Source organism: Pseudofrankia saprophytica, assembly GCF_000235425.2.
GTDB classification, from domain to species: Bacteria; Actinomycetota; Actinomycetes; order Frankiales; family Frankiaceae; genus Pseudofrankia; species Pseudofrankia saprophytica.
The window spans coordinates 1,176,112-1,198,471 of the sequence record NZ_KI912266.1; the positions used below are offsets into that span (position 1 = coordinate 1,176,112).

General features: G+C 73.6%; 16 protein-coding genes. 7 read left to right on the top strand and 9 right to left on the bottom strand.

All coding sequences use genetic code 11. The features are described 5' to 3' along the window. Positions 1-170: 170 nt before the first annotated feature. On the bottom strand, positions 171-884 hold the full coding sequence (locus FRCN3DRAFT_RS0205185) for a response regulator transcription factor (RefSeq protein ID WP_007512979.1): 714 nt from the start codon (positions 882-884) through the stop codon (positions 171-173). A gap of 182 nt (positions 885-1,066) precedes the next feature. Between FRCN3DRAFT_RS0205185 and FRCN3DRAFT_RS49175 the strand changes: the two genes are divergently transcribed. Next, on the top strand, positions 1,067-3,412 hold the full coding sequence (locus FRCN3DRAFT_RS49175) for a sensor histidine kinase (RefSeq protein ID WP_131803517.1): 2,346 nt from the start codon (positions 1,067-1,069) through the stop codon (positions 3,410-3,412). Between the two features lie 21 nt (positions 3,413-3,433). Here FRCN3DRAFT_RS49175 and FRCN3DRAFT_RS0205195 read toward each other — a convergent pair whose 3' ends face one another. Then, a complete protein-coding gene (locus tag FRCN3DRAFT_RS0205195) occupies positions 3,434-3,682 on the bottom strand; it encodes a hypothetical protein (protein ID WP_007512976.1) in 249 nt (82 codons plus the stop codon). A 266-nt stretch (positions 3,683-3,948) separates the two neighbouring features. On the opposite strand from FRCN3DRAFT_RS0205195, the gene FRCN3DRAFT_RS0205200 reads away from it, so the two are divergent. The 6 genes from FRCN3DRAFT_RS0205200 to FRCN3DRAFT_RS0205225 all read left to right on the top strand — a co-directional run bounded on the left by FRCN3DRAFT_RS0205200 (position 3,949) and on the right by FRCN3DRAFT_RS0205225 (position 12,971). Continuing rightward, complete coding sequence (locus tag FRCN3DRAFT_RS0205200) at positions 3,949-7,395, top strand: helix-turn-helix transcriptional regulator (protein WP_084174215.1); 3,447 nt, start codon at positions 3,949-3,951, stop codon at positions 7,393-7,395. Positions 7,396-7,683: 288 nt separating this feature from the next. Beyond that, a complete protein-coding gene (locus FRCN3DRAFT_RS0205205; RefSeq protein ID WP_007515565.1) occupies positions 7,684-8,277 on the top strand; it encodes a DUF6529 family protein in 594 nt (197 codons plus the stop codon). A gap of 30 nt (positions 8,278-8,307) precedes the next feature. Continuing rightward, positions 8,308-9,090: a Rieske (2Fe-2S) protein gene (locus FRCN3DRAFT_RS57375; protein ID WP_007515564.1), complete on the top strand. Its 783-nt coding sequence runs from the start codon at positions 8,308-8,310 to the stop codon at positions 9,088-9,090. A 121-nt stretch (positions 9,091-9,211) separates the two neighbouring features. Further along, complete coding sequence (locus FRCN3DRAFT_RS0205215) at positions 9,212-9,796, top strand: FHA domain-containing protein (protein ID WP_007515563.1); 585 nt, start codon at positions 9,212-9,214, stop codon at positions 9,794-9,796. A gap of 269 nt (positions 9,797-10,065) precedes the next feature. Continuing rightward, on the top strand, positions 10,066-10,599 hold the full coding sequence (locus FRCN3DRAFT_RS0205220) for a Rieske (2Fe-2S) protein (protein WP_007515561.1): 534 nt from the start codon (positions 10,066-10,068) through the stop codon (positions 10,597-10,599). A gap of 728 nt (positions 10,600-11,327) precedes the next feature. Further along, positions 11,328-12,971: a glycosyltransferase family 2 protein gene (locus FRCN3DRAFT_RS0205225; protein WP_232793928.1), complete on the top strand. Its 1,644-nt coding sequence runs from the start codon at positions 11,328-11,330 to the stop codon at positions 12,969-12,971. Positions 12,972-12,986: 15 nt separating this feature from the next. Here FRCN3DRAFT_RS0205225 and FRCN3DRAFT_RS42740 read toward each other — a convergent pair whose 3' ends face one another. From FRCN3DRAFT_RS42740 to FRCN3DRAFT_RS42745, 7 genes are all read right to left on the bottom strand, one after another. Beyond that, positions 12,987-14,771: a DHA2 family efflux MFS transporter permease subunit gene (locus FRCN3DRAFT_RS42740; RefSeq protein WP_007515557.1), complete on the bottom strand. Its 1,785-nt coding sequence runs from the start codon at positions 14,769-14,771 to the stop codon at positions 12,987-12,989. Between the two features lie 122 nt (positions 14,772-14,893). After that, positions 14,894-15,070: a hypothetical protein gene (locus FRCN3DRAFT_RS54840; RefSeq protein WP_007515556.1), complete on the bottom strand. Its 177-nt coding sequence runs from the start codon at positions 15,068-15,070 to the stop codon at positions 14,894-14,896. A 91-nt stretch (positions 15,071-15,161) separates the two neighbouring features. Beyond that, a complete protein-coding gene (locus FRCN3DRAFT_RS0205240) occupies positions 15,162-16,577 on the bottom strand; it encodes an adenylosuccinate synthetase (RefSeq protein WP_007515555.1) in 1,416 nt (471 codons plus the stop codon). Positions 16,578-16,629: 52 nt separating this feature from the next. Next, positions 16,630-17,592, bottom strand: a complete 963-nt coding sequence (locus FRCN3DRAFT_RS0205245; RefSeq protein ID WP_007515554.1) for a hypothetical protein — start codon at positions 17,590-17,592, stop codon at positions 16,630-16,632. A gap of 84 nt (positions 17,593-17,676) precedes the next feature. Next, on the bottom strand, positions 17,677-19,122 hold the full coding sequence (locus tag FRCN3DRAFT_RS0205250) for a BUD32 family EKC/KEOPS complex subunit (RefSeq protein WP_007515553.1): 1,446 nt from the start codon (positions 19,120-19,122) through the stop codon (positions 17,677-17,679). Further along, positions 19,119-20,039, bottom strand: a complete 921-nt coding sequence (locus tag FRCN3DRAFT_RS0205255) for an NUDIX hydrolase (RefSeq protein WP_342435275.1) — start codon at positions 20,037-20,039, stop codon at positions 19,119-19,121. The genes FRCN3DRAFT_RS0205250 and FRCN3DRAFT_RS0205255 overlap by 4 nt, the downstream gene beginning before the upstream one ends. Positions 20,040-20,561: 522 nt before the next feature. After that, the gene (locus FRCN3DRAFT_RS42745; protein WP_106410143.1) at positions 20,562-22,334 is read right to left on the bottom strand and encodes a S8 family serine peptidase; all 1,773 of its coding nucleotides are present in this window, start codon (positions 22,332-22,334) and stop codon (positions 20,562-20,564) included. Between the last annotated feature and the right edge of the window lie 26 nt (positions 22,335-22,360).

Sequence of the window (22,360 nt, forward strand, 5' to 3'; positions counted from 1 at the left end):
CTCGCGTTTGGCGGGCTCGAAGCCGACCGTGCGCACACCCGACTTTCCGGCCGGCCGCACGCCCGCCGAGTGGGATGCCAACACGCCGGGCGGCGGGGGTGTGAACACCCCCGCCGCCGGCGACCCGCCGGCGCGACCCGCCGGCGCGACCCGCCGGCGCGGCCCGCGGCTCAGCCGCCCTGATAGGCCGCCAGGTAGAGCAGCACGGCCTTGACCCGGCGGTGCACCTCGAACTCCTCGGCCAGCCCGAGTTTGCTGAAGATGCCGTTGATGTGCTTCTCCACCGCCCGGACGGTCAGCACGAGCGCGGCGGCGATCGCCGTGTTGTCCTTGCCGGTCGCCATCTCGGCGAGCACCTCCCGTTCGCGCGGGGTGAGCCCGGCGAGCGGGGACCGCGAGCTGTGCCCGCGCACCAACGCGTCGACGATCTTCGGGTCCATCACGGAGCCGCCGACGGCGACGTCCCGGATCGCGCCGAGCAGCTGGTCGCGATGCGACATCCGCTCCTTGAGCAGGTAGGCGCGCCCGCGCGACCCCTCGTCGAGCAGCGCCAACGCCAGCTCCGGGTCGTCGTACTGGCTCAGCACCACCACGCCGACCCGTGGGTGCGCGCGGCGCAGCCAGGCCGCCGCCCGGATCCCCTCGTCGGTGCCGGTCGGCGGCATCCGGATGTCGGTCAGCACCACGTCCGGCTGATGCACGTCCACCGCGGCGAGAAGCTCGTCGTAGGACGCGCAGACGGCCACCAGCTCGATCTCCGGCGCCGACCCGAGCAGGCCGCGCAACCCCTCGCGGGCGAGCAGGTTGTCCTCGGCGAGGATCAGCCGCGTCGGCGCCCGGCCACCCGGCACCGCGGCGTCGGCTGTCACCGGACTACTCGTCACCGGACCACCCTCCACCCGATCGCCCGCCGCCAGACCGTGGTCGTCACGCGACCACGGTAGGGAGACCGACGGCGCTGATCCCCCGGGGTGTACGCACCATGCCGATCGTGGTGCCGGTACCGCTGATCACGTCCGTCATGGTAGGTGACAATCCGACGCATGCGGACCAATGCGCACCGGCCATGCTGACGCCTGCCTCGGCGGCCGCCTCGGCGCGCGGCCCGAGCCGCGCCCGGCCGGCTGTGGCCACCGGCCTCGCCGCCATCGTGACCGCGACGGCTGCCGCAGCGGCCGCGGCGGTCGTCCCACATCGCGTCGACCCGGGCGTGAACGAGGGGTTCATCGTCGTCTCGCTGCTGCTCGGGATGGCGCTGGGGCTGGTCGGCGCCCTGCTGGTGGGGGTGCGGCCGGCGAACCGGCTCGGCCCGCTGCTCTACGTCGTCGGCGCCGCGGTGGTGTTCGAGTTCGCGCTGCGTGAGTACGCCTACCGCGGGCTGCGCGTCGACCCCGGCTCGCTACCGCTGGCGGACGTCGCCGGCTGGGCTGGTCTCGCCCTCGATCCGCTGTTCTTCCCAGGGCCGCTGGCCGTCGTGCTGGTGCTGTTCCCGGACGGCCGCCCGATGTCGTGCCGGTGGGGTGCGGCGGCGCTCGGCGGGCTCGCCGCCGGCGGTGCCGGGGTCGCGCTGTGCCTGCTGCGCCCTGGGCCGCTGGCTGACGAGTCCTTCGGTTACGAGATCCCGTGGCGCGGCGCGCTGCCGGCCGGCGCCGGCGACCCGGTGCGGGCTGCGCTCGGGGCGCTCACCCAGGTATGCCTGCTGCTGCTGACCGCGGCGGTGGTCGGGCTGCTCGTCCGGCACGCCCGGGCCGGTCGGGACGACCGCGCCCGGCTGCGCCCACTGGCCATCGCCGCCACCCTCGCCGCCGTCTGCCTCGTCGCGCAGCTCGTCCCGGGGATGCGCGTCGTCGGGACGTTCGGGCTGGTCGCGGCGGTGGCGGTCGGGTTCCCGCTGGCGCTGGCCGTCGGGGTGCTGCGCTACCGGCTGTGGGACCTCGACCGGGTCCTGGTCGCGGCGATCGTCTACGGCGCGCTGACCGTCGTCATCACCACGCTGTACGTCGGGGTGGTGGTCGGGTTCGCGGCGGCCGCCGGGTCGGGGACGGACGATCTTCCCCTGCCGTCGCTGGTGGTCGCGACCGTGCTCGTCGCCGTGGTGTTCGCGCCGGCGAAGGACTGGGTCGGCCGGGCGGCGCAGCGGCTGGTCTACGGCGTGCGCGCCACCCCGTACGAGGCGCTGGCGGCACTGCCCCGCCAGCTCGCCGAGGCCCCGGCGGTCGACGACGTGCTGCCTCGCACCGCCCGGGCGCTCACCCTGGGCCTGGGAGTGCCGTCCGCGCGGGCTCGCGCCTTCGTCACCGACCACGCCGACCAGGCCGACCAGGCCGGGACGGGCGGGACTGACTGGGCGGACGCGAAGGACGATGGCGGGCGTGAGGCGGCGGCGACGCGGACCGCGTGGTTCCCGGAGCGGCCAGGCGGCGGGGCGCCACCTGGGCCGGGGGCACCCGACGGCTCGGATTCGGCGGACGGCCCGGAGCCCGACCTCGTCGTGATCCCGGTCCGCCACCTCGGCACCGTCGTCGGGGACGTCGCCGTCCAGTCCTGGCCGGACCGCCCGCTTGGGCGGGCCAACCGGCGGCTGCTCGCCGACCTCGCGGCCCAGGCCGGCCCGGCGCTGCGGGCCGTCGCTCTCACAGCCGAGCTGCGCGCCCGCCTCGACCAGATCACCGCGCAGTCCGCCGAGCTACGGGCCAGCCGGGCGCGGCTAGCGGCGGCGCAGGCCGACGAGCGGCGCAGGCTCGAGCGCGACATCCACGACGGCGCCCAGCAGCAGCTCGTCGCGATGACCGTGACGATCCGTCAGGCCGAGGAGCAGCTCGCCGCGCTGGCTGGCACGACGGGTGACGCCAGCGCGGACGAGGCCGGCGGGGGCGGCACCGCCACGGAGCTTGCCCGGGCGGCGCTACGGCGCTGCCAGGACGACGTCGACCGCTGCATCGACGACCTGCGCGAACTCGCCCGCGGCATCTACCCGCCGGTACTCGCGGCTCGTGGCCTGCCGACGGCACTGCGCGCCCGAGCCCGCCGGGCTCCGCTGGACGTCCGGGTGGAAAGCGCGCCGGAGCTCGACGGGCGGCGGTTCGCCACGCCGGTCGAAATCGCCGCGTACTTCGCCTGCCTGGAGGCGCTACAGAACGCCGCCAAACACGCCAGAGGCGCGAGCGTGTTCGTCCGGCTCGCCCTCGACGGCGACAGCCTGTGTTTCACGGTCACCGACGACGGGCCTGGATTCGACCCGGCCGATGCCCGCTCCCGGGCCGGCACCGGCCTGCTCGGCATGGCCGACCGGGTGGGCGCCGCCGGCGGCACGCTCACCGTCGAGACGGCGCCCGGCCGAGGCACCACCGTGCGCGGCCGGCTTCCGGCGCAGCCGGCGGAGGCTGTGCAGCCGGCGGAGGCGGCCGCCTAGTACAGGCTCCCGCGGGACGGCTCAGGGGACGGGGAACTCGGTGACCGGCACGGCTTCGGTCCGGCTCGCGACGTACCGAGGCACCAGCGCGAGCGCGGCCTGGGCGTCCACCGCCTCGACCGTCCAGAACATCTGGTGCTCGTCGCGGCCCAGGCCGCAGGAGGCGAGCGCGTGGCCGTGCCGCAGAGGGCTGTCGAAACCGTGCCAGGACGCGAACGCGAACCGGCATTCGGCCGGACCGTGCCGGTGGCACAGGACGAACATCGCCATGTCTAGCAGCGTCACCCGGCGACGGCACACCTATATATCGGGGAGATCCCCAAAACCGGCCGACGATGTCACCCAAGCGACCCGCACGCAGGGCAGCCGATGTCACTCAAACGACCCGGCGCGCGGGACGGCCGAACGCTCCTCCACAATCCCGCCAAAGGCGATCGAACTCCCGCGTGGTCCTGCTGACCCGGACACACGCGGCGGTACGCCACGGGGGAGGGACAGTGAGGTATAGGGCCTCCCTGGTGGGACGGGATCGGGAGATGGCGACGATCCGCGCGGCCATCGGTCGACTGACCGTTGGCAGGTCAGCGACGGTGGCGCCGGGCGCGCGGGCGAGGAACGGATCGGCGGTCGCGGCCCACCGGCCGCGAGCCGGCTGGCTGGAAATCAGTGGCGAGGCCGGAATCGGCAAGAGCCGGCTGATCGACGAGCTCACCTCACTGGCGGACCAACGCGGGCATTTGGTGCTCCGAGGCCACGGCAGCGAACTGGAACGCGACATCCCGTTCAATGCCATCGTCGACGCGCTGGACGACTACCTCGGCGCGGTTGATCCGGACCGGCTGTGCACGCTCGGCGCCGACCGACTCGACGAGCTGGCTTCGGTCTTCCCGGCGCTCCGTCCGCTCGGCCGGGCCAGGACCGACACTTCCGAGCTGGACCGCTGGCAGACCTACCGCGCCGTACGGCGACTGCTGGAGCTGCTCGCGGCCGAGCACCCGCTCGTGCTGGCGCTCGATGACCTGCACTGGGCCGACACGGCGTCGGCCGAGCTAGTCGCGCACCTCCTGCGCCGTCCGCCGGCGGCGGCGGTGCTGCTCGTGCTCTCCTATCGGCCGCGCCAGGCCCCGGCCACGCTGCTCGCCGCGCTCGAGGCGGCGTCCGGCATCTCGCCTGAGCAGGCCGCCGACGCCGTCGCCGGAGCCGACGCCGCCACAGGTGCCTCGGGGGGCTCTGGGGCCACCGGCACCCGGATCCGCCTCGGCGCGCTCTCCCGCACCGACGCCGACCTGCTGTTGAGCCTGGTTCGGGATCCAGTCGCCAAGGATCGCTGGTATCGCCAGAGCGGCGGAAACCCCTTCTACCTGGAACAGCTCGCTCGTTCCCGTTCGCTCCCACCGTCAACCACCGCGGCGAACGGCGCGGCCGTGGCCGTGGCCACGGGAGTGACGGACGACGCCCTCGACGACCTCGAAGACAAGGTCCCACCCGCGGTGGCCGCCGCCGTAGGGGCGGAGATCGCCGCGTTACCCTTCCCGGTCCGCCTGTTCGCCCAGGGCGCCGCCGTAGCCGGCGACACGTTCGACCCCGATCTGGCCGCGGCCGCCGCCGGCGCCCCCTCGACGTCGACGGGCGGCGCCGCGAGCACGCCGACGGGAGCGCCGACGCCCACGGCCCAGCCGACCGGCCCCCTCGTCACGGTCAAGATCAGCGTCGACATCGACGAGATCGCCGTCTCGCCGCTGGACGCCGTCGACGTCCTTATCAGGGCCGATGTCATTCGGCCGACGGAGCTGCCCGGCCGGTTCGCCTTCCGGCACCCCATCGTGCGCCACGCGGTGTACGTCTCGGCCGGCCCGGGCTGGCGGCTGGGCGCGCATGCCCGCGCAGCCGCGGCGCTCGCCGCGCGCGGGGCGCCCGCCACCGCGAGGGCGCACCACGTCGAGCGGTCGGCGGTGCCCGGCGACGAGGAGGCGGTGGCGCTGCTCGCCGCCGCGGCGGACGCCAGCCGGCTACGCGCGCCGGCCGCCGCCGCCCGCTGGTACGACGCGGCCCTGCGGCTGCTGCCCGCCGTGGTCGGGGAGATCCACCCGCGGCGCATCGCCCTGCTCGCCCGGCTGGCGAGCGCGCTGGACTCGAGCTACCAGCCGGAGCGGGCCCGCGACGTCCTGGACGAGATCCTCGGCCTGATCCCGTCCTCACTCCCGGAGGAGCGTGCGCACGTGATCGCGCTGCGCTCCGCCGTCGACCACATGCTCGGCCGGCACGGGGAGGCCAGGGCCCTGGTGCTCGACGCGCTGGCGACGGCGGACCCGGCCACCCGCGAGGGCTGCCTGCTGCGCCTGCAGCTGGTGATCGACCACTTCTACACCGGCGAGTACGACGGCATGCGCCGCTGGCAGCGGGAGGCCCATCCGCTGGCCGAACGGCTCGGCGACCGGGCCCTGCTCGCCGTCTCCACCGGGCTGCTCGCGGGCGCCGAGTACATGGCCAGCGGTGTCGCCGCGGCCGACGCCGGCGCGACGGAGGCCGCCCGCCGCTACGACCTGCTGGCCGACGACGAGGTGCTGCCCCACCTGGCGATGCTCGCCTGGCTCGGCTGGACCGAGATGTATCTGGAACGGTTCACGGCCGCCGCGCGGCACCTCGACCGCGCGGACTCGCTCGCGCGCCGACGGGGTCGCGGCGTCACCCTCGCCATGGCGGCGGTCGGCCGGGCGACGCTGGCGGGCTGGCGGGGCCAGATACCGGAGGCGGCGCGGCTCGCCGAGGAGGCCGTCGAGTCGTGCCTGCTCGCGCCGCACCTGCCGTTCCTGTCCTGGGCGCTGGCGGTGCGCTGCTGGACGGCGACGCTGGACGGCGACCTGACCGAGGCGCTACGGCTCGGCGCGCACGCCGTCCAGGTCGCCCATCCCGATACCGACGCCGTCTCGGTGCTCGCCGGCTCGCACTACGCGGAGGCACTGGTCGAGGCCGGCCAGCCGGACCGGGCGATCGACGAGCTGTTCGCCGCCGCCGGCGGCCCGGACCTGCCCCGCGTCGAGGAGGCCTACCGCCCGTACTGGTATGAGCTGCTCACCCGGGCGGAGCTCGCCAGGCGCGATCTCGATCGCGCGGGCCAGCGCCGTCCCGGGCCCGCCCCGATCCGCCCGCCGAACCTGGCGCGTCCGTCGGAGGTGGTGCGTCCGTCGTCCGGGGCCGGCGCGGCCGGTGCGCTGGCGGGCAACGGTGCTGGCGATGCCGAAACGGTCGACGGGGTGGCGGCGGCGGAGCGGTGGGCCCGGCGGGCGGAGTACGCGGCCGCGCACGCGGGCGGTGGCCTGCCCGGGCGGGCGGCGTCCGCGTTGCGCGCGCGGGCCGCCGTGGAGCTCGCGCGCGGCGACGCGGTGGCGGCGGCGAAGGCCGCGCTCGCGTCCGCGGCCGCGGCCGAGCGGGCCGGCCTGCCCATCGAGTCGGGTCGATCGCTGACGCTCGCGGGGCGGGCGCTGACCGCCGTCGGCGACACCACAACGGCGGTCAGCGAGCTGCGGCGCGCCGAGTCCCGGCTGCGGGCGGCCGGCGCCCGGCGACCCGGCGACGAGGCGGCCCGCCTGCTGCGGCAGCTCGGCGAGAAGGTGGCCCGCGGCGGGCGCCCGGCGGGCTCCTGGCGTCCCGCCGCCCGGCAGGTGGGCGGGCTCGGCGGCGGCGACGGGCTGGGGGTCGGCGGCGGCGCGCCTGGCGGCGGCGCGCTGGCCGGCATCGGCGCCGCGGCCGACGGCGGCGCACAGGCGGGCGCCAGGAACAGCGAGATGTCGGGCGCGACGGCCGCGCGGCTGTCGGCGCGGGAGCGGCAGATCGCCGAGCTGGTGGCCGCCGGTCAGACGAACAGGCAGATCGCCGCCGAGCTGTTCGTCAGCGAGAAGACGGTCGAAAGCCACGTGACGAAGGTGCTGGCCAAGCTTGGAGTGCCTTCCCGGGCCGCGGTCGGCGCCGTCCTTCGATCCTGACGCCCCGGCCGCGCCGCGCCGGATTCGCGGCAGATCCTTGACAGTCAGAGCCCCTACGACGCGATGATCCAACGGCGGAGTTCCGGCCGATGCGCGAGCCGCGCTCGGGCGCATCCGGAACCAGGGTTTCCCCCGATGTTTTGGTCGGGAATAGCAGATCAGGCTGAACCTGCTGGTGGAGGTGTCCGACGTGGCCACGCGCGTCGGGCACCCCCACCGATCGGGGAGCCGGAACGGGGGGCGTGAGCATGGACGCGCGACGCCGTTCCGGCCTGGAACGGAGGCCACATGTCGATGCCTGAGCCCGCCACGGGACCGGCCGCGCCGGCGCGGCGCGGGTTCGCGACCGGCGGCGCCGGCCTCGCCGGCGCGCTGCTCATCGGGGCCGTGATCGCGGTCGTTCTCGGGGTCTACGGCCGGGTACACGAGCCCGCTCGGCGCCCGCTCTACACGCTGGGCTTCTCCTCGCCGCTCCCCATGAAGGCGTGGCTCACGACGGTGATCGTGCTGCTCGTCATCGTGCAGCTCCTCACCGCCCTGTGGATGTGGGGGCGGCTGCCGGGTGTCGGCTCAGCCGGGCCCGCCGTCGCGATCGTCCATCGGTGGAGCGGGACGGCGGCCTTCGTCATCTCGCTCCCGGTGGCGTTCCACTGCCTGTGGGCGCTCGGCTTCCAGACCGCGGAGCCACGCGTCGTCGTGCATGGCATCGCCGGCTGCGCGTTCTACGGCGCCTACGCGGCGAAGATGCTCGGTCTACGGGTAAAGAAGCTGCCTGGTTGGGCGTTGCCGGTGCTCGGCAGCCTGGTCCTGACGACGCTCATCGTGCTCTGGCTGACCGCGTCGCTCTGGTTCTTCACCCGCTCCGGCATTCCTCATGTCTGATCGCTCCGGCCGTCACGAAGAAGGGCTGAGATGACGCAAGACGTCTCCGCGCCGCCCCAGTCAGGGGCCCTCACCCGTCGGGCCGTCCCGGCCGTGGTCGTAGTCGCGGGTGCCGTCGCCGGCTTCGCCGTAGCGAAGGGGCACGACGAGAGCGAGACCGGCCCCGGCGCCAACGCGGCGGGCGGCGGCGGCGCGAGTGGCGGCACCCAGCTGGCCACGCTCGACCAGGTGCCGGCCGGTGGCGGCGTGGTACTCGACAAGGCCGGCATCGTGCTGACCCGGGACGACGCGGGCAACGTGCACGGCTTCTCGGCCATCTGCACCCACCAGGGCTGCACGGTCTCCGACGTCACGGACGGCACGATCAACTGCCCGTGTCATGGCAGCAAGTTCGACGCCGCGACCGGCGCCCCCGTCGCCGGCCCGGCCGGTAGCCCGCTGCCGCCGGTCGACGTCACCGTCCGCGACAACGCCGTCTTCACCGCGCCGGCCGGCGGAGGTGGTGGCGGCGGCGGCGGCGCGAGTAGCGGCCAGCTGGCCACGCTCGACCAGGTGCCGGCCGGTGGCGGCGTGGTACTCGACAAGGCCGGCATCGTGCTGACCCGGGACGACGCGGGCAACGTGCACGGCTTCTCGGCCATCTGCACCCACCAGGGCTGCACGGTCTCCGACGTCACGGACGGCACGATCAACTGCCCGTGCCACGGCAGCAAGTTCGACGCCGCGACCGGCGCCCCCGTCGCCGGCCCGGCCAAGAAACCGCTGCCGGCGGTCGACGTCACCGTCCGCGACAACGCCGTCTTCCCTTCCTGACAGTCCGCCCTCTCGGCGCACCGCGCCGGCCTTGGCCGGACCGAGACCCAGCCCGCCACCTGATCGCCGTCCGGCCCCGCGCTCGCGGGGCCGGACGTGCCCAGCACGAGAGGGGACCAGCGTGCCACCCGTCGCGCTGAGCGTCACGACCCCGGCCGAACAGCTCACGTTGCCCGGCGACCGCCCGGCGGTCGTCGGCCGGGCCCGCGACGCTGACATCGTCATCAGCAATCCGAAGGTCTCGCGCCGGCATGTCTCGCTCGAGCCGACGCCGGACGGCTGGGTAGCCCGAGACCTGAGCACCAACGGGATGTGGCACGACGGCGCGCAGGTCGGCTCGGTGCGGGTCGGCGGCGACGTGACCCGTCTGCGCCTCGGCGGCGCCGACGGTCCGGAGGTGGTGCTCGCCGCCCTGGTGCCGGCCGCCGCCGCCCCCCCGGCCGAGCCCACCCTCGACGAGCTCGAGACCAGGCTCGCGCCAAGTGGCGGCGCTCCGAACCCGGCCCAGCGGGCCGGCCGCGGGGCCACTCCGGCACCCGTGCCGGCCGGTGCGCACCAGTCCGCCGGCGTGCCTGCCCAGCGGACCGCGCCCGCGCCCGTCCCGAGCGCGCGGCGCAAGCCGCCCCGTTGGCTGAGCACGGTGCCCACGCTGATCTGGCTGTTCGCCGCCGCCTTCACCATCGGCGCCCTCGTCGCCCTCTCCTGACGATCCGCGCCGCGGCGGCGCGCCGGTGACCTCATGCGAGGAGAGAATGCGGTCGCGTGCTCTGGCTCTCACCGCCCGGGCGTGCCGCGGCCGACCCGGGCGGGACATTCCGACGACCGTTCCGCGACTCCGGACAGTCACGTTCGGCGGTGGGCGGAATGATTCTCACCAGTTCTTTAATCGCAACGGCCGGGCTTACCGCCTCTCAGCCCATCTGCCGGCCTACCGTCTGACCTGTCGGGTGGTATCGCCGTATAGGAAGGGCTGATATGACGCAGGAAGCCACAACCCAGGCCGAGCCGACCGAAACTCAGGTCAGGCCGGCCGGTCTCAGCCGGCGAGCGACGGTCCCGCTGATCGCCGCCGCCGTCGGAGCATCCGGCTACCTGCTGGCCGCATGCTCCAGCTCTGACGACGACGACGCTTCGTACTCCCAGGCCACCGGCTCCGCGGCGGCTCCGTCGGCCGCCACCAGTGCCGCGGGCACGGCCGGCGGCTCGACCGCGAGCTCCGGCGGCACCCAGCTCGCCACCCTGGACCAGGTGCCGGCGGGCGGCGGGCTGATCCTCTCGGACAGCAAGATCGTGCTCACGCGCACCAGCGGCAACGACGTGCACGCCTTCTCCGCCGTCTGCACCCACCAGGGCTGCACCGTCGCCAAGGTGGCCAACGGCACGATCGACTGCCCCTGCCACGGCAGCAAGTTCGACGTTTCCACCGGCGCCCCCGTCGCAGGCCCCGCCCCGAGCCCGCTCAAGTCCGTCGCCGTCACCGTGCGAGACAACGCCATCTTCCAGTCCTGAGGCCGCCCCGCCCCGGCTGGCCCGCCTCGAAACACGCGGCGGACCCAGCCGGGGCGGCCTGATCTCGCTCGCCCGAAACCGCCAGCGCCTCATCGGCTGAGTGGCTCACCGACGCGGTCTCCCCCACTGGCGCGGCCGCCCTCACCGCCACGTCGACCGCCGGCCGGTGATCATTCCCGCCTGGCACTCGTCCGCCACCCGGCGCCGCCGCGGGCGGCCCGACGCTCCAGCCGGATGTCCGCGGGTCCCGCGACCCGTCGCCCGGCTGTCGACGCGCGGATCCGCGGACCCGGCCGTTCCCGAGGACTGGCGGGACGGCCGGGCGGACCGCCGCGACCTGACTACCAAGAGTAGTGGTCCGGGTGCACATCATTTCCACCTCCAGGTCATCGTCGGCGGCGTTACTTCCGCGAAACGCATCGCGCGATTCAGCCGGCCGAAACCTGCGCGTCATTTTTTGCCGCTTCCGAAATATTTGCCGACGGCCCCGTCGCCGCGGCACCGGCACTCCGAGGCTCTTCACAGGCCCACCGCAAGGTGTGACGCAGGTCACACTCACTGCACGCTTTGAAGCCTCTTGAGAACTTTGCCGTTGACGTGCGAACATTTCGGTCAACCCCCCGCCCACAGGCGCCCGCGCCGTCGCGTCGCGCCTAGGTCCGGTCTGGGCCAACCCAGTTCTCCACACGCCGACAGGCGTGCTATTCGTGCTGTTTCATCATGGGTGGATGTTGACGGGGAGCATGAACAAGGTCGAGACAGTCGTCATTAACTGGAAACGTCCCGGCAATGTCGAACGGGTCGTGAACGCGCTTCGCGCGCAGTCCACCCCGTGCACCGTCACAGTTTGTGACACCCATCTGGATGACCAGTACGCGCTGTCGACGTCGGTGCTGGACAACGCAGACCGCGTCTACCGCTGGGGACACAACACCGGTCCCTACTCACGGTTCGTGCCGCTGGCCGCCTACGACCACGAGTACACGTTCTTCATCGACGACGACATGCTGCCTGGGCCCCGTTGCGTCGAGCACTTCGTCAACACCGCCGAGGCACTGCCCGGCTTCGGCTCGATCGGACAGATGGGCCGGATCATCCCGCCCGACGGCGTCTATCGGGCGCGCAACGTCGAGCGGCTCCCCCGGCCGCGGGAGATCGACGTCCTGGTCCGCGGCTTCTTCGTCCGCACCCGCAACCTGCACCATGTGGCTCAGCTGCGCTGGCTGATGAACTACACCGAGGAGCAGGTGCCCGAGGACGACATGCTGCTCTGTGTCGCGATGCGGCTGTGCGCCGGCCTGCGCAACTACCTGACGCCTACCAGCCCCGACCCCGAGACGCTCATGAACCAGATCGAGCTGCCCGACCCGCACGCCCTGCACCGCCGGCCCGACCACATCCAGCGCCGCATCGACTTCATGCTCGCCGCCAAGGCGATCGGCTGGCTGCCCGTGGACCCGGCGCCCGCGATCCCGGCCGCCACGATCCCGAAGCAGCTCACCGGCGCCGAGCGGACGGGCCCGGTTGGCGAAGGCGACGGCCTCGTTCCGTCGCCGCTGACCGGACCCACTCTCGCGGGTCGCAACGGCCATGCAAACGGCAATGGGAAGCGGGCCCAGAACGGTCATGGCAAGGCATCGGTAAGCCAGGGAGTGCTTTATCTGGCGCTCGGCGACATGTACACGAAGCTCGCGACCGACAGCGCCCGCACACTGCGTCTGCACGGTTACGACGGCCCGGTGCGCGTCGTCACCGACGCGCCCAGCCACGAGCTGGTCGACCTGGAATGCGAAACGCTCATCGTCGGCAGCCTTCCCGGCGGGTTCGCGTCCCGCTTCCACAAGACCCAGCTTTACCGCTGGTCGTTCCAGCGCACGCTCTTCCTCGACGCGGACACGATCGTCATCTCCCCGATCGAGGAGATCTGGGAGCTGCTGCGCGGCCACGACATGGCGATGGCTCCGGACATGCACTCGTCCGTCGGGGACGTGATCGCGCACAGCGTCAACGACCCCACCCGGCGGGCGCCGGAGTACCAGCTGATGTCCGACCTCGGCCTGGCCGACCGCCGCTACTACAACAGCGGCGTCATGCTCTTCGACCAGAACGGGCGCACGGGGAGAATGTTCAACCACTGGCACCAGGAGTGGAACCGCTTCGGCGGCGAGGACCAGCTCGCCCTCGTCCGGGCGATCGCCGCCACCGGCACGAGGGTGTCCCCCCTCGACTCCGCCTGGAACCGCAGGCCGAAGGCGTTCTCCTCGGTCAACGAGGCGCGCACCGCCGGCGTACGCATCCTGCACTTCCTGTCCCGGCAGCGTCCCCTGCTCAACGAGGCATATCTGGGCGTCGTCGCCGAATACCTCGGCTGATCGGGACGCCCGAGATCAGTCCGCCGGTGCGGCTCGGACCGCCTGCCCGGCGGCAGGCGGTCCGAGCGGGCAGTTCCTCGGGTTCGTCGCGACGGGCGTCCCGTCCAGCGCGCAGTGCAGAAAATGCGGTTGGACGGCGTTGGCCGGCGCCGGCGGCGGCACGCCGGCGGCCGGCCCTCCTCGGGCGGGCCCGGCCGCCGGAGCCGGGACTGGCACCCGCGTCGGCACCCGGAATGCCGGGCGTGGCGGGTTGCGAATGCCGAGGGCCGCCAGCAGGCCGCCGGCGGCGCAGAGTGCGGCGGCCAGCCACATCGCGATACGGAAGCCGTGGTTGAAGGCGCCCGAGTCCAGATAGGCCCCGCCGCTCAGCCCTGCGGCCGCGGGCAGCACGGCGACGGCGAGGAGACCGGCGGTGCGGGCCACGTCGTTGTTCACCGCGGAGGCGACGCCGGCCTTGTCGGCGGGCGCCGCGCCGAGCGCCGTCGACGTCAGCGGCGCGACCGTCGTCGCCAGACCCAGGCCGAGTACGGCGACGGCCGGCAGCACGTCACGCAGGTAGCCGTCGCCATGGCCTGCCCGGGACAGCAGCGCGAGCCCCGCGGCGGCGAGCAGCGGCCCGGCACTCATCTGCAGCCGGGGACCGATCCGATCCGCCAGCGCGCCAGAGCGAGCTGACAGAGCCAGCATGATGATCGTGATGGGTAGCAGAGCGGTTCCCGCCTCGATCGGCGAGTACCCGCCGGCCTGCTGCAGCTCGATCGGCAGCAGGAACAACGCACCGCCGAGCGCCGCGTACATCACGAAGGTGACCAGGTTCGCCGCCGTGAACTGCCGGGAGGCGAACAGCGTTGGCGGGAGCATCGGCTCGCGCTCCCGCTGCTCGGCGACGATGAACGCACCCAGCAGCGCCACGCCAGCCGCCAGTGACCCGGTCACGACCGGCGAGGTCCAGCCACGGCCCGGCCCTTCGATCAGCCCGTAGGACAGCCCGACCAGGCCGAGCGTCACCAGCGCCGCGCCGGTCACGTCGATCCGGCGCGGCGCGGCCGGGTCGGTCGACTCCGGTACGTGCCGCGCCGCGACCGCCAGCACCGCCACGGCGAGCGGCAGGTTGATGAAGAAGATCAGCCGCCAGGAAACCGCGCCAACCAGCCAGCCGCCGAGAAACGGCCCGACGGCCGTCGTCACCCCCGACAGGCCAGACCAGGCACCGATCGCCCGCGAGCGATCGTCCGCGGCGAAGGACGCCTGCAGGATCGCGAGGCTGCCCGGCGTCAGCAGCGCCCCACCGACCCCCTGCAGCGCCCGCGCGCCGACCAGCACGGAGGAGTTCGGCGCGAGCCCGCAGAGCAGGGACGCGAGCGCGAACCACCCGACGCCGAGCATGAACACCCGACGCCGGCCATACCGGTCACCGAGCGAACCGCCGAGCAGCAGCAGCCCGGCCAACGCGAGCGTGTACGCGGTGACGACCCACTGCAGCGAGGCAAGGCCGGTTCCGAAGTCGCGCCCGATGGACGGCAGCGCGACTCCGACCGCGGTCGCGTCGATCGACGCCAGGCCCGAGCCGAGGACGGTCGCGAGCAGCACCCATCGCCCACGCGCGGACCCCACCACCAGGTCGCCCGCCCGCCAGGCCTCGGCCTGCGGCTCCACGAGGGCCGGCCCGTCGGCCGGGTCCGGACCGTCGGCCGGGTCCGGACCGTCGGCCGGGTCCGGACCGTCGGCCGGGTCCGGACCGTCGGCCGGGTCCGGACCGCCCCGCCCGGCAGGGGGCCACGGCGGTACACCGGTCGGCATAGCCGGACCCTACGCCGCCGGCCGGCCCGGTCACCCGGACCAGGCCGCCGGGCAGCCAGACCGCCGGGCAGCCGGGCAGCCGGGCAGCCGGGCAGCCGGGCAGCCGGGCAGCCGGGCAGTACCTACCGCAGCGCCTCGCGGTCGTCGTCCTGGTCCTGGAAGGCGCGGACCGACCAGCTGACACGGGTGTCGGCCACGTCGCGGCGTTCTTCCAGCACTCGCAGCAGAACCAGGAGGAAGAGGGTGCCCAGCGCCAGTAGCAGCGCCAGGATGAGTGTCACTAGATAGAAGTTCGTCACGGCCGGTACCTCCGGGTTCTTGCATTCGTTTTCCTGCGCTGTCGCCGCGGCTGGCAGCTGGCCGACGCCAACCGCTGTGGCGGGTGGTGAACTAGTGCTTGTCGCCGCTGCGCGGCCCATAGGAGCGGACGGATACCGGTGCGCCACAAACCTCGGCGACCAGGTCCGGCCACTCGTCCGGGCCCGGCGACGCCTCGTCGAGGACCGGCAGGGCCCGCAGCAACTGGCGGGTGAGCGCGGCCGACCGCTCCAGGTCACCGGCCGGCCCCGGCGTCAGCCGGTCGATCCGCCGCACCGCCGCGTCCGGGCGCGGCCCGCTCGGCGCGTCCCGCGTCCGGGCGCCCGCCGGGCTGTCGACAAGGTCCATGTCATCAGGCTGCTGGACCGGCCCCGCCGTGATGTCGCCGCAGTCGGAGAAGCCGCCGCTCCCAGGTGTCGCGTCCGCGACGTCGTAGGCCCGGCACACCCCGAGCGGGTGGGCGGCGGGGGCGTCGAGGTGGGTGAGCGCGACCGCGTCCACCCCGCCCGCGACCTCGACGGCATACCGATGGGCGACCGCGTCGAAGTGCCCGACCCGGAAGGCCCCCTGCCAGCGGCCGACGCCGTTGTGCCGGTCGGGCAGTGCCGCGGTCAGCGCGGCGTCCTCGCTCACCAGCGGGCCGGCGCCGTGCCGGGTGGTGAAGGTCCGCAGCACCCCGAGGCGGGTGACGTCGCCGCCGTCCACCCCGGCGTCCCGCAACAGCTTCTCCGCGTTCGCGAACGTCGTCGTCGACCAGGTCGTGTACGGGTGGAAGCCGTGCCACTCATCGAGCAGCACGCCCTGCGCCCCCTCGAAGACGACCGGGCCGGCGCGCAGCAGCTCGACGACGTGCCGGTCATCGACGAACCGGACCGTCCGGGCGAACTCGCCGAACACCTCGACGCAGTCCTCGACCGGCGGCGCCGGCAGCGGCCCGAGCTCCGACTCCAGCAGCGCCCGCAGCTCGCCGAGCAGCCGGCGCAGCCGGGCGGGGTGCGCGCAGTCGCCCACCCGCGGCGCGTCGTCGGGGTAGGCGAGGGCGTAGGCGGCCGTCTCCCCGATCCCCATTCCACACGAACCGTGCCGCCCGGTGCCGCGGGCGAGCTCCCTGGCCCGGTTCGCGGCCGCGTGGTACGGCGTGGTCAGCAGCGCGTCCCGGTGAACGGTGAGCGCCCCGAACGGGTCGGGCACGCCGAGGGCGGCGAGATGGTCCGCCTCCGCCGCCAGCGCCAGCGGGTCGACGAGCATGTACCGCGACAGGTGGGTCGGCACGCCGGCGAGCGTGCCGGCGCCGAACTGCGCGAAGGTGTGCTGGCGGTCGTCGTCGGTGACGACGTTGTGCGCCGCCTGCGCGCCGCCGTTGAAACGGACCACGGCGCTGGCCGGCCGGCCGGCAGCCGCGGCGGCCCGGCAGAGGTGGTCGACGACCGTCCCCTTGCCGGCGTCGCCGAAGCCGAGATCGACGACGATCACATGGTCGGGCCGCATCTCGGCTCCTTCCTTCCTTGACTCGGCGAAAAGACGGAAGACGGAAAGACGGTCAGAGACGGGCGATGCCGCCGTCAGGGTTGGCCAGGGGCCGGGCGCCGCCGGGCCGGATCCGGGACAGCGCCTTGCCGACAGGGGCGACGGCGGCGTCCGCGCCCAGGTCACGCAGGTCGTCGAGGCCCTCGTCGAGGTCGATCGAGTCCTCGAGGATGCCGATCGTGAGCGCGATCGTCTCGCAGGCCAGGCCAAGGTCGTCCAGCTCGATCACCCTCTCGCCGAGCAGCGCCCGCCAGGTGTCGAGCACCGCGCTCTCCCGCGCGTGCGCGGCGCCGGCCGGGATGATGAAGAAGACGTGGTACATCCGCTGGAGCTCCGTGAGGATCTCCGTGGTGGGGATGCGCCCGCCCAGCCGGTCGCCGATCACGTCGCGGACCTGGCCGGCGTCGACCGCCTTGTAAGGGTTCTCGTCGCCGATGATGAACAGGTAGCCCTTGCGGCCGCGCTTCTCGAAGCAGTCGATCGCGGTGTGCCGGGCCATGAAGTACATGGCGAGCTCGTACGACTCCTTGACCTGGCCGCCACCGCCGCCCTCCAGGATGATGTTGCCGAGGTGCGCGTCCATCCTGTTGTCCGACTCGAACTGGCCGACCTGCAGCGGCACCCGGTCACAGGTGGCGTCGCCGATGGCGCCGAACATGATCTGCGGGTGCTCGACGTAGCCCTTGCGCAGCAGCAGGCCGAACAGCGCCGGCAGCTTGCTCTGCAGCTCACGCGGCACCGAGCCCATCGAGCCGGTGACGTCGAACAGCACCGAGATGGCGACCGAGGTCGGGTGCTCGTCCGAGTCGCGGCTCTCCCGCGCCGTCACGCCGCGCGGGTCGAGGTCCGCGTGGACCTTCATCGCCCGGCCGGCGTGGCGCATCCGGTCGCTGTAGTCGAAGGCGCTCCGGCCGCTGCTGCGCCGGAAGCTCGCGGCCGCGTCGTAGACGTTTGTCGACCAGCTACCGCTACCCATGGTGATCCTCCAGGAGGAGAAGAAGGGATGATGACGTTGGTCGGGGCCGGACCTGGCCCCTGGGAGGGCGCCGCCGGCGCGCGGTCAGCGCGCCGGGCGCGGCATCGTGAACGGGCGGAACCGACGGGGGCCGTACAGGCGGCCCAGCAGGTCGTCGAGCTCGCCGAGCAGTTGCCAGGCGTCGTCCGGCCGCATGGACGGTGCTGGTAGCAGGCAGCCGCCGAGGAACCGGCGGATCGGCGCGGGCACACCGGCGCCGAGCCCGGCCGGGTCAGGGCTGCCCAGGAGGTAGGACACGCAGCGGGTGGCGAGGGCGAGGTCGGTCGCCGCCCCCGGCGGCTCGCGGCGCGCCACCTCCGGCGGGTACCAGTCGGCGTACGCCGCCACCAGCGCGGGGATCCGCCGACTCGGGTCGCCGCCACCGTCGCCGTCGTCGAGCCCGGACGCCCCGCGCCCCGGCGTCCGGGGCCATGACGCCCCGCGCCCCGGGCCACCGGTGAGCCCGGCGCCGCGGTACGGGCCGACGATCGCGTCCGGCGCCGGGTCCGGGACCGCGCTGTAGCACCAGTCGACGAGGACCAGGCCGTGCTGCTCCGGGTGGATCAGGACGTGGTCGGGAAGCACCGCCCCGTGCGCGACCCCGGCGCGGTGCGCGTAGCCGATCACGACGAGCAGCCGGCGCCACATCCAGACGGCGTCGCGCGGGTCCAACCCGCCCGGGTACGCGGCGCGCACCTGGGCCAGCGTCACGAAGCCGTCGAGCCTGCCCAGCACGTTCGCCCGGCGGCCCGCGCCGCCGGCCGCCGGATCGGCGAACCGGCCGGTGTCCACCAGCCGCGGCACGTAGGGAGCGAACTTCGGGTCACCCAGCCTGGCGATCCGGCGCAGCGCCGCCGCCTCCCGGGCGAGAAGATCGTCGTCGGCCACCGCGCGGGCGATCTTCACGACGTAGGGCGGATCGGCACCGTCGGCCGGTCCACCGGCGTCGTCGCCGTCGGCTGGCGTGGCCCGGGCCACCCGGTACAGGGTGGTGATGTCACCGTCCGCGTACCGCTCGCCGACGGTGTACGCGAGCCGGGAGCCGGCCGCGCCGGTGGCGCCGGCTGAGCGGGCCGAGCCGGTGCGAGCCTTCGCCGCCGGCGCGCGGCCGCGGCCGAAGACGACCGTGCCGGACCGGTCGCCCCGCCGCGCGCCCGACGTGCCGCCCGCGGCCAGCTGATGGGCCTCCCACAGCTCGGTGAGCCGGGTGAACGCCCTGGCCGCCTCGGTGCGACGGGCCATCGGAGCGACGTCCGGATGCGCGAGCCGGGCCATGGCCCGGTAGACGCGGCGGGCCGCGCGCAGCGCCGCCTCCGGCGAGCGGCCGGCGGTCGGCTCGGCGGGCCCGAACAGCTCCCGTTCCCCGAGGCCCTGGCGCAGCACGAGGTCGATCACCTCGTCGAGCGAGGCGGGCTGACGCGGACCGTCCTCGCCAGCGCCGCCGCGACTCGTCGCCGTCGGCGGGATGGTGGCCGAACCGGTGTGGGTCATCGTGGCTCCTCCTGCCCTGGACGCAGCAGCGCGGGGTGCAGCAGCCGGGCCGGGCCGGCGCGGTAGAGCCGTGCGCGCCGGCCGCCACGGGCGCCGCCACGCGCGGTGGTGGCACCGGTGTCCTCGACGAAGCCCGGCGCGGAGAGCACCTTGCGGTGGAAGTTGGGCGCGTGCAGCGGCTGCCCCCACACCGCCTCGTAGACCTCTCGCAGCTCGGTGATGGTGAACTCGGGCGCGACGAACGTGGTCGCCAGCGGCGTGTACTCGAGCTTGGAGCTGGCCCGGTCGAGCGCGTCGTCGAGGATCCGCGCGTGGTCGAACGCCATGTGGTCGCGGTCGACGCGGACAACCGGAACCCAGGCGGCCGTCTCGGCGTCGCCACCGGCGGTCGGGTTCGGCAGATCGGGAGCGAAGGCCAGGTAGGCGACCGAGATGACCCGCATCCTGGGATCCCGACCCGGTGCTCCATAGGTCGCCAGCTGTTCCAGGTACACCCGGGCGAGGCGACGGTCGACCGCTCGCTGGTCCGTGGACGCCGCGAGCCCGGTCTCCTCGGCGAGCTCGCGGACCGCGGCCTCCGACAGATCCTCGTCGCGCCGGGTACCGTCCGGCCCGATCGCCGGGCGGACGAACCCACCCGGCAGGGCCCACCGTCCCAGGTACGGCGGCTGGCCGCGACGGACCAGCAGCACGTGCAGCGTGGGCACCGCCTCGACGACCCGGATGGTCAGCGCGATGACGTCGACCGTGACGGCGATCGGCTCGTAGCTCCGCGGGTCGTAGGAGGAGAGGAACGCCGCCTCCGCCGCGTCGTCGTCCGCGGCGAGGACGACCGCCTCGTCGCGGGCGTCTTCGACGAAAGGATCTTCGTCGAAGACGCCCGCGACGACCGACGGCACCGGCCCCCCCGACGGCACCGGTGCCGTCGGCGCCGGCGAAACGGCCGGCCGCGATGGCCGCCTCCGCTCCGACCCAGGGCCCACGATGGCTCTCCTAAGGATTGGACGGCGAGTTCTACTCGGACCGAGTAGCTCTCAACAGGAGTAGTTCTCAACCCAAGAATTTCTGAGGTTGAGAAGAACCTAACTCACAAGTCCCCAGCCGCCAAGGGATTTTGTCGCCCACGCGACATCTTGCCCACGCGGCGCGCCCGCCGGAGACGGGAGGGCGCGGGACCGCGGGGCGCTCAGGTCGAGAAGGACGCGGAGCAGGTGGTCAGTGGGCCGGTCCAGGCTGCCCCGGACCACGGGACCCCCGGGATCCATGCACGGCCGCGGTCGAGATGGCTCGCGGCCACCGAGCTCGTCGAGAGTCCTGCGACCCGCGACTACCGCTCGGTGGCCGCTTCATGTCCGCGACGGCGACACCGGGCCGCGTCGGCCAGCAATCCGCCGCGCGGACATTCGCCTCACTGGCTGGTCACGAACAGCGCCGCCGTCCTAGACGACGGACGCAGCCGACAGGCCGGCCCGCTCCATCGCGGACCGGAGGGTTCCCAACAGCAGTTGCACCTCGGTCATGACCTGTGCGCCGGGAGCGGCCACCCTGGGGATCTGAGCGGGCGCCATCGCCAGCCCGAGGGCCTGGGTGGCATCGGGCAGTCCGGCGCCGGCCCGACCTGGCCCGAACTCGGGCAATGGCCGACAGCAGGCCATCAGAACGTCGAACAGCCGCTGCACCCGTTCCGCCGGGTTCACGAACGGTCGTCGGAAGTCCGCCCGATGTGCCAGGATCAGCCCGGCGAGCCCGGTGACATGCGGCGCGGCCATTGAGGTGCCGTCCAGCGCCGCGTAGCCCCCGCCAGGGACCGACGATACGATCGCCACTCCTGGGGCGACCGCGTCGATCTCCGGGCCCACGCAGCTGAACCTCGCCGGGAAGTAACCATCCAGGGTCGGCTGGCCGATCACCGCCTCCGCATGGTTGCTGTCCGCTGGGAAGGTGTCGGCCTTGCCCAGGGCCGCCACCGTGAACACCGTCGGCAGCGAACCTGGGAACCGGACCGGCTGATCCGCGACGTTGCCAGCGGCCACGATGCACGCCACCCCGGCCTGCCGGGCTTCCTCGATCTTCCTGGAGACAAAGATCGATCCGGCGTCGGCACCGAGGCTGAGGTTCACGATGTCGATCTTCTGCTGAATGCAGTAGTCGAGCGCCTCGATGAGGTCGCTGAACCGCCCACCCGGGAAGATCTTGCAGACGTGGATCTCCGCACCCGGCACGATGCCGATGATGCCGCGCCCGTTGTCGGCTCCGGTGACGGTGCCCGCGCAGTGCGTGCCATGCCCGACCTCGTCGGTGTCCCAGTGCCTGCCAGCCCGGTCAACCAGGTCGAACCCAGCGGTGATCCGGCCTTTCAGGTCAGGGTGGTTGACGTCGACGCCCGAGTCGATGAGGGCGATCTTGACGCCGTCACCGCGGTAGGTCGGCGGGATACGGTCGATCCCCATGGCCCGCTGGCCCCAGGTGAACTGCTGCCTGCTCGGGAAGTCCGGCATCAGCTGGCTCAGCGGCTCCAGCGCGATGACGTTGTCCTCGCTGGCCGACAGGCGTGGGCGGTCGATCGAGCGCTCCCAGTAGTCCGACGCCGGTCGGACGTAGACGTTCTGGATGGTGCCCGGGGTGTCGGCGATCAGCGTCACCGAGACCCGACCGTTCTGGTCGGTGATCCCCTGTACGGGAAAGTTCCGCCCCTGGACCAGCACGGTTGCCCCGGCGACGCCCGTTCCGTCACGGCCCTGGACCGTGAACGACAGGCTCGTCGTCTCTCCGGGCGTGGCGAGTCTTCCGGGGTCCGGCAGGACCCCGGCCGCACCCAGAGCGGGATCGGCGACATTCAGCCTCCGGTCCGGCTCGATGAGCACGTCCGGGGCTTGGCGCAACGCGGCCGCCCGATCCTCGGGCATCTCGAAGACGGCAATCTTCGACGGCTGCGCCGCGCCGGTGCCGAACGTCGCTAGCGGGCCGTTGGTGGACATCGCCAGCTCACGGTGGAACGTGACGTCTGGCAGCGTCTTGAGCCGCTCGAATATCGCCTTCGGATCCGCCACGCTTACTCCGGCGGGCAGCAGCTCCCGAGGAGCCGCGCCGACGAGGTACCGGCCGTGGCGACGCTCGACCTCGCGCCGGGAGGCTGAGCGCCCGGACGCGGTCGAACGGGCCGAAGCCGAGGCGGAAGACGGCGAGGATTTCCCTTTCGGGTTGCTCTCCATCTGTAGTGTCAGTGCTCCTACTAGTC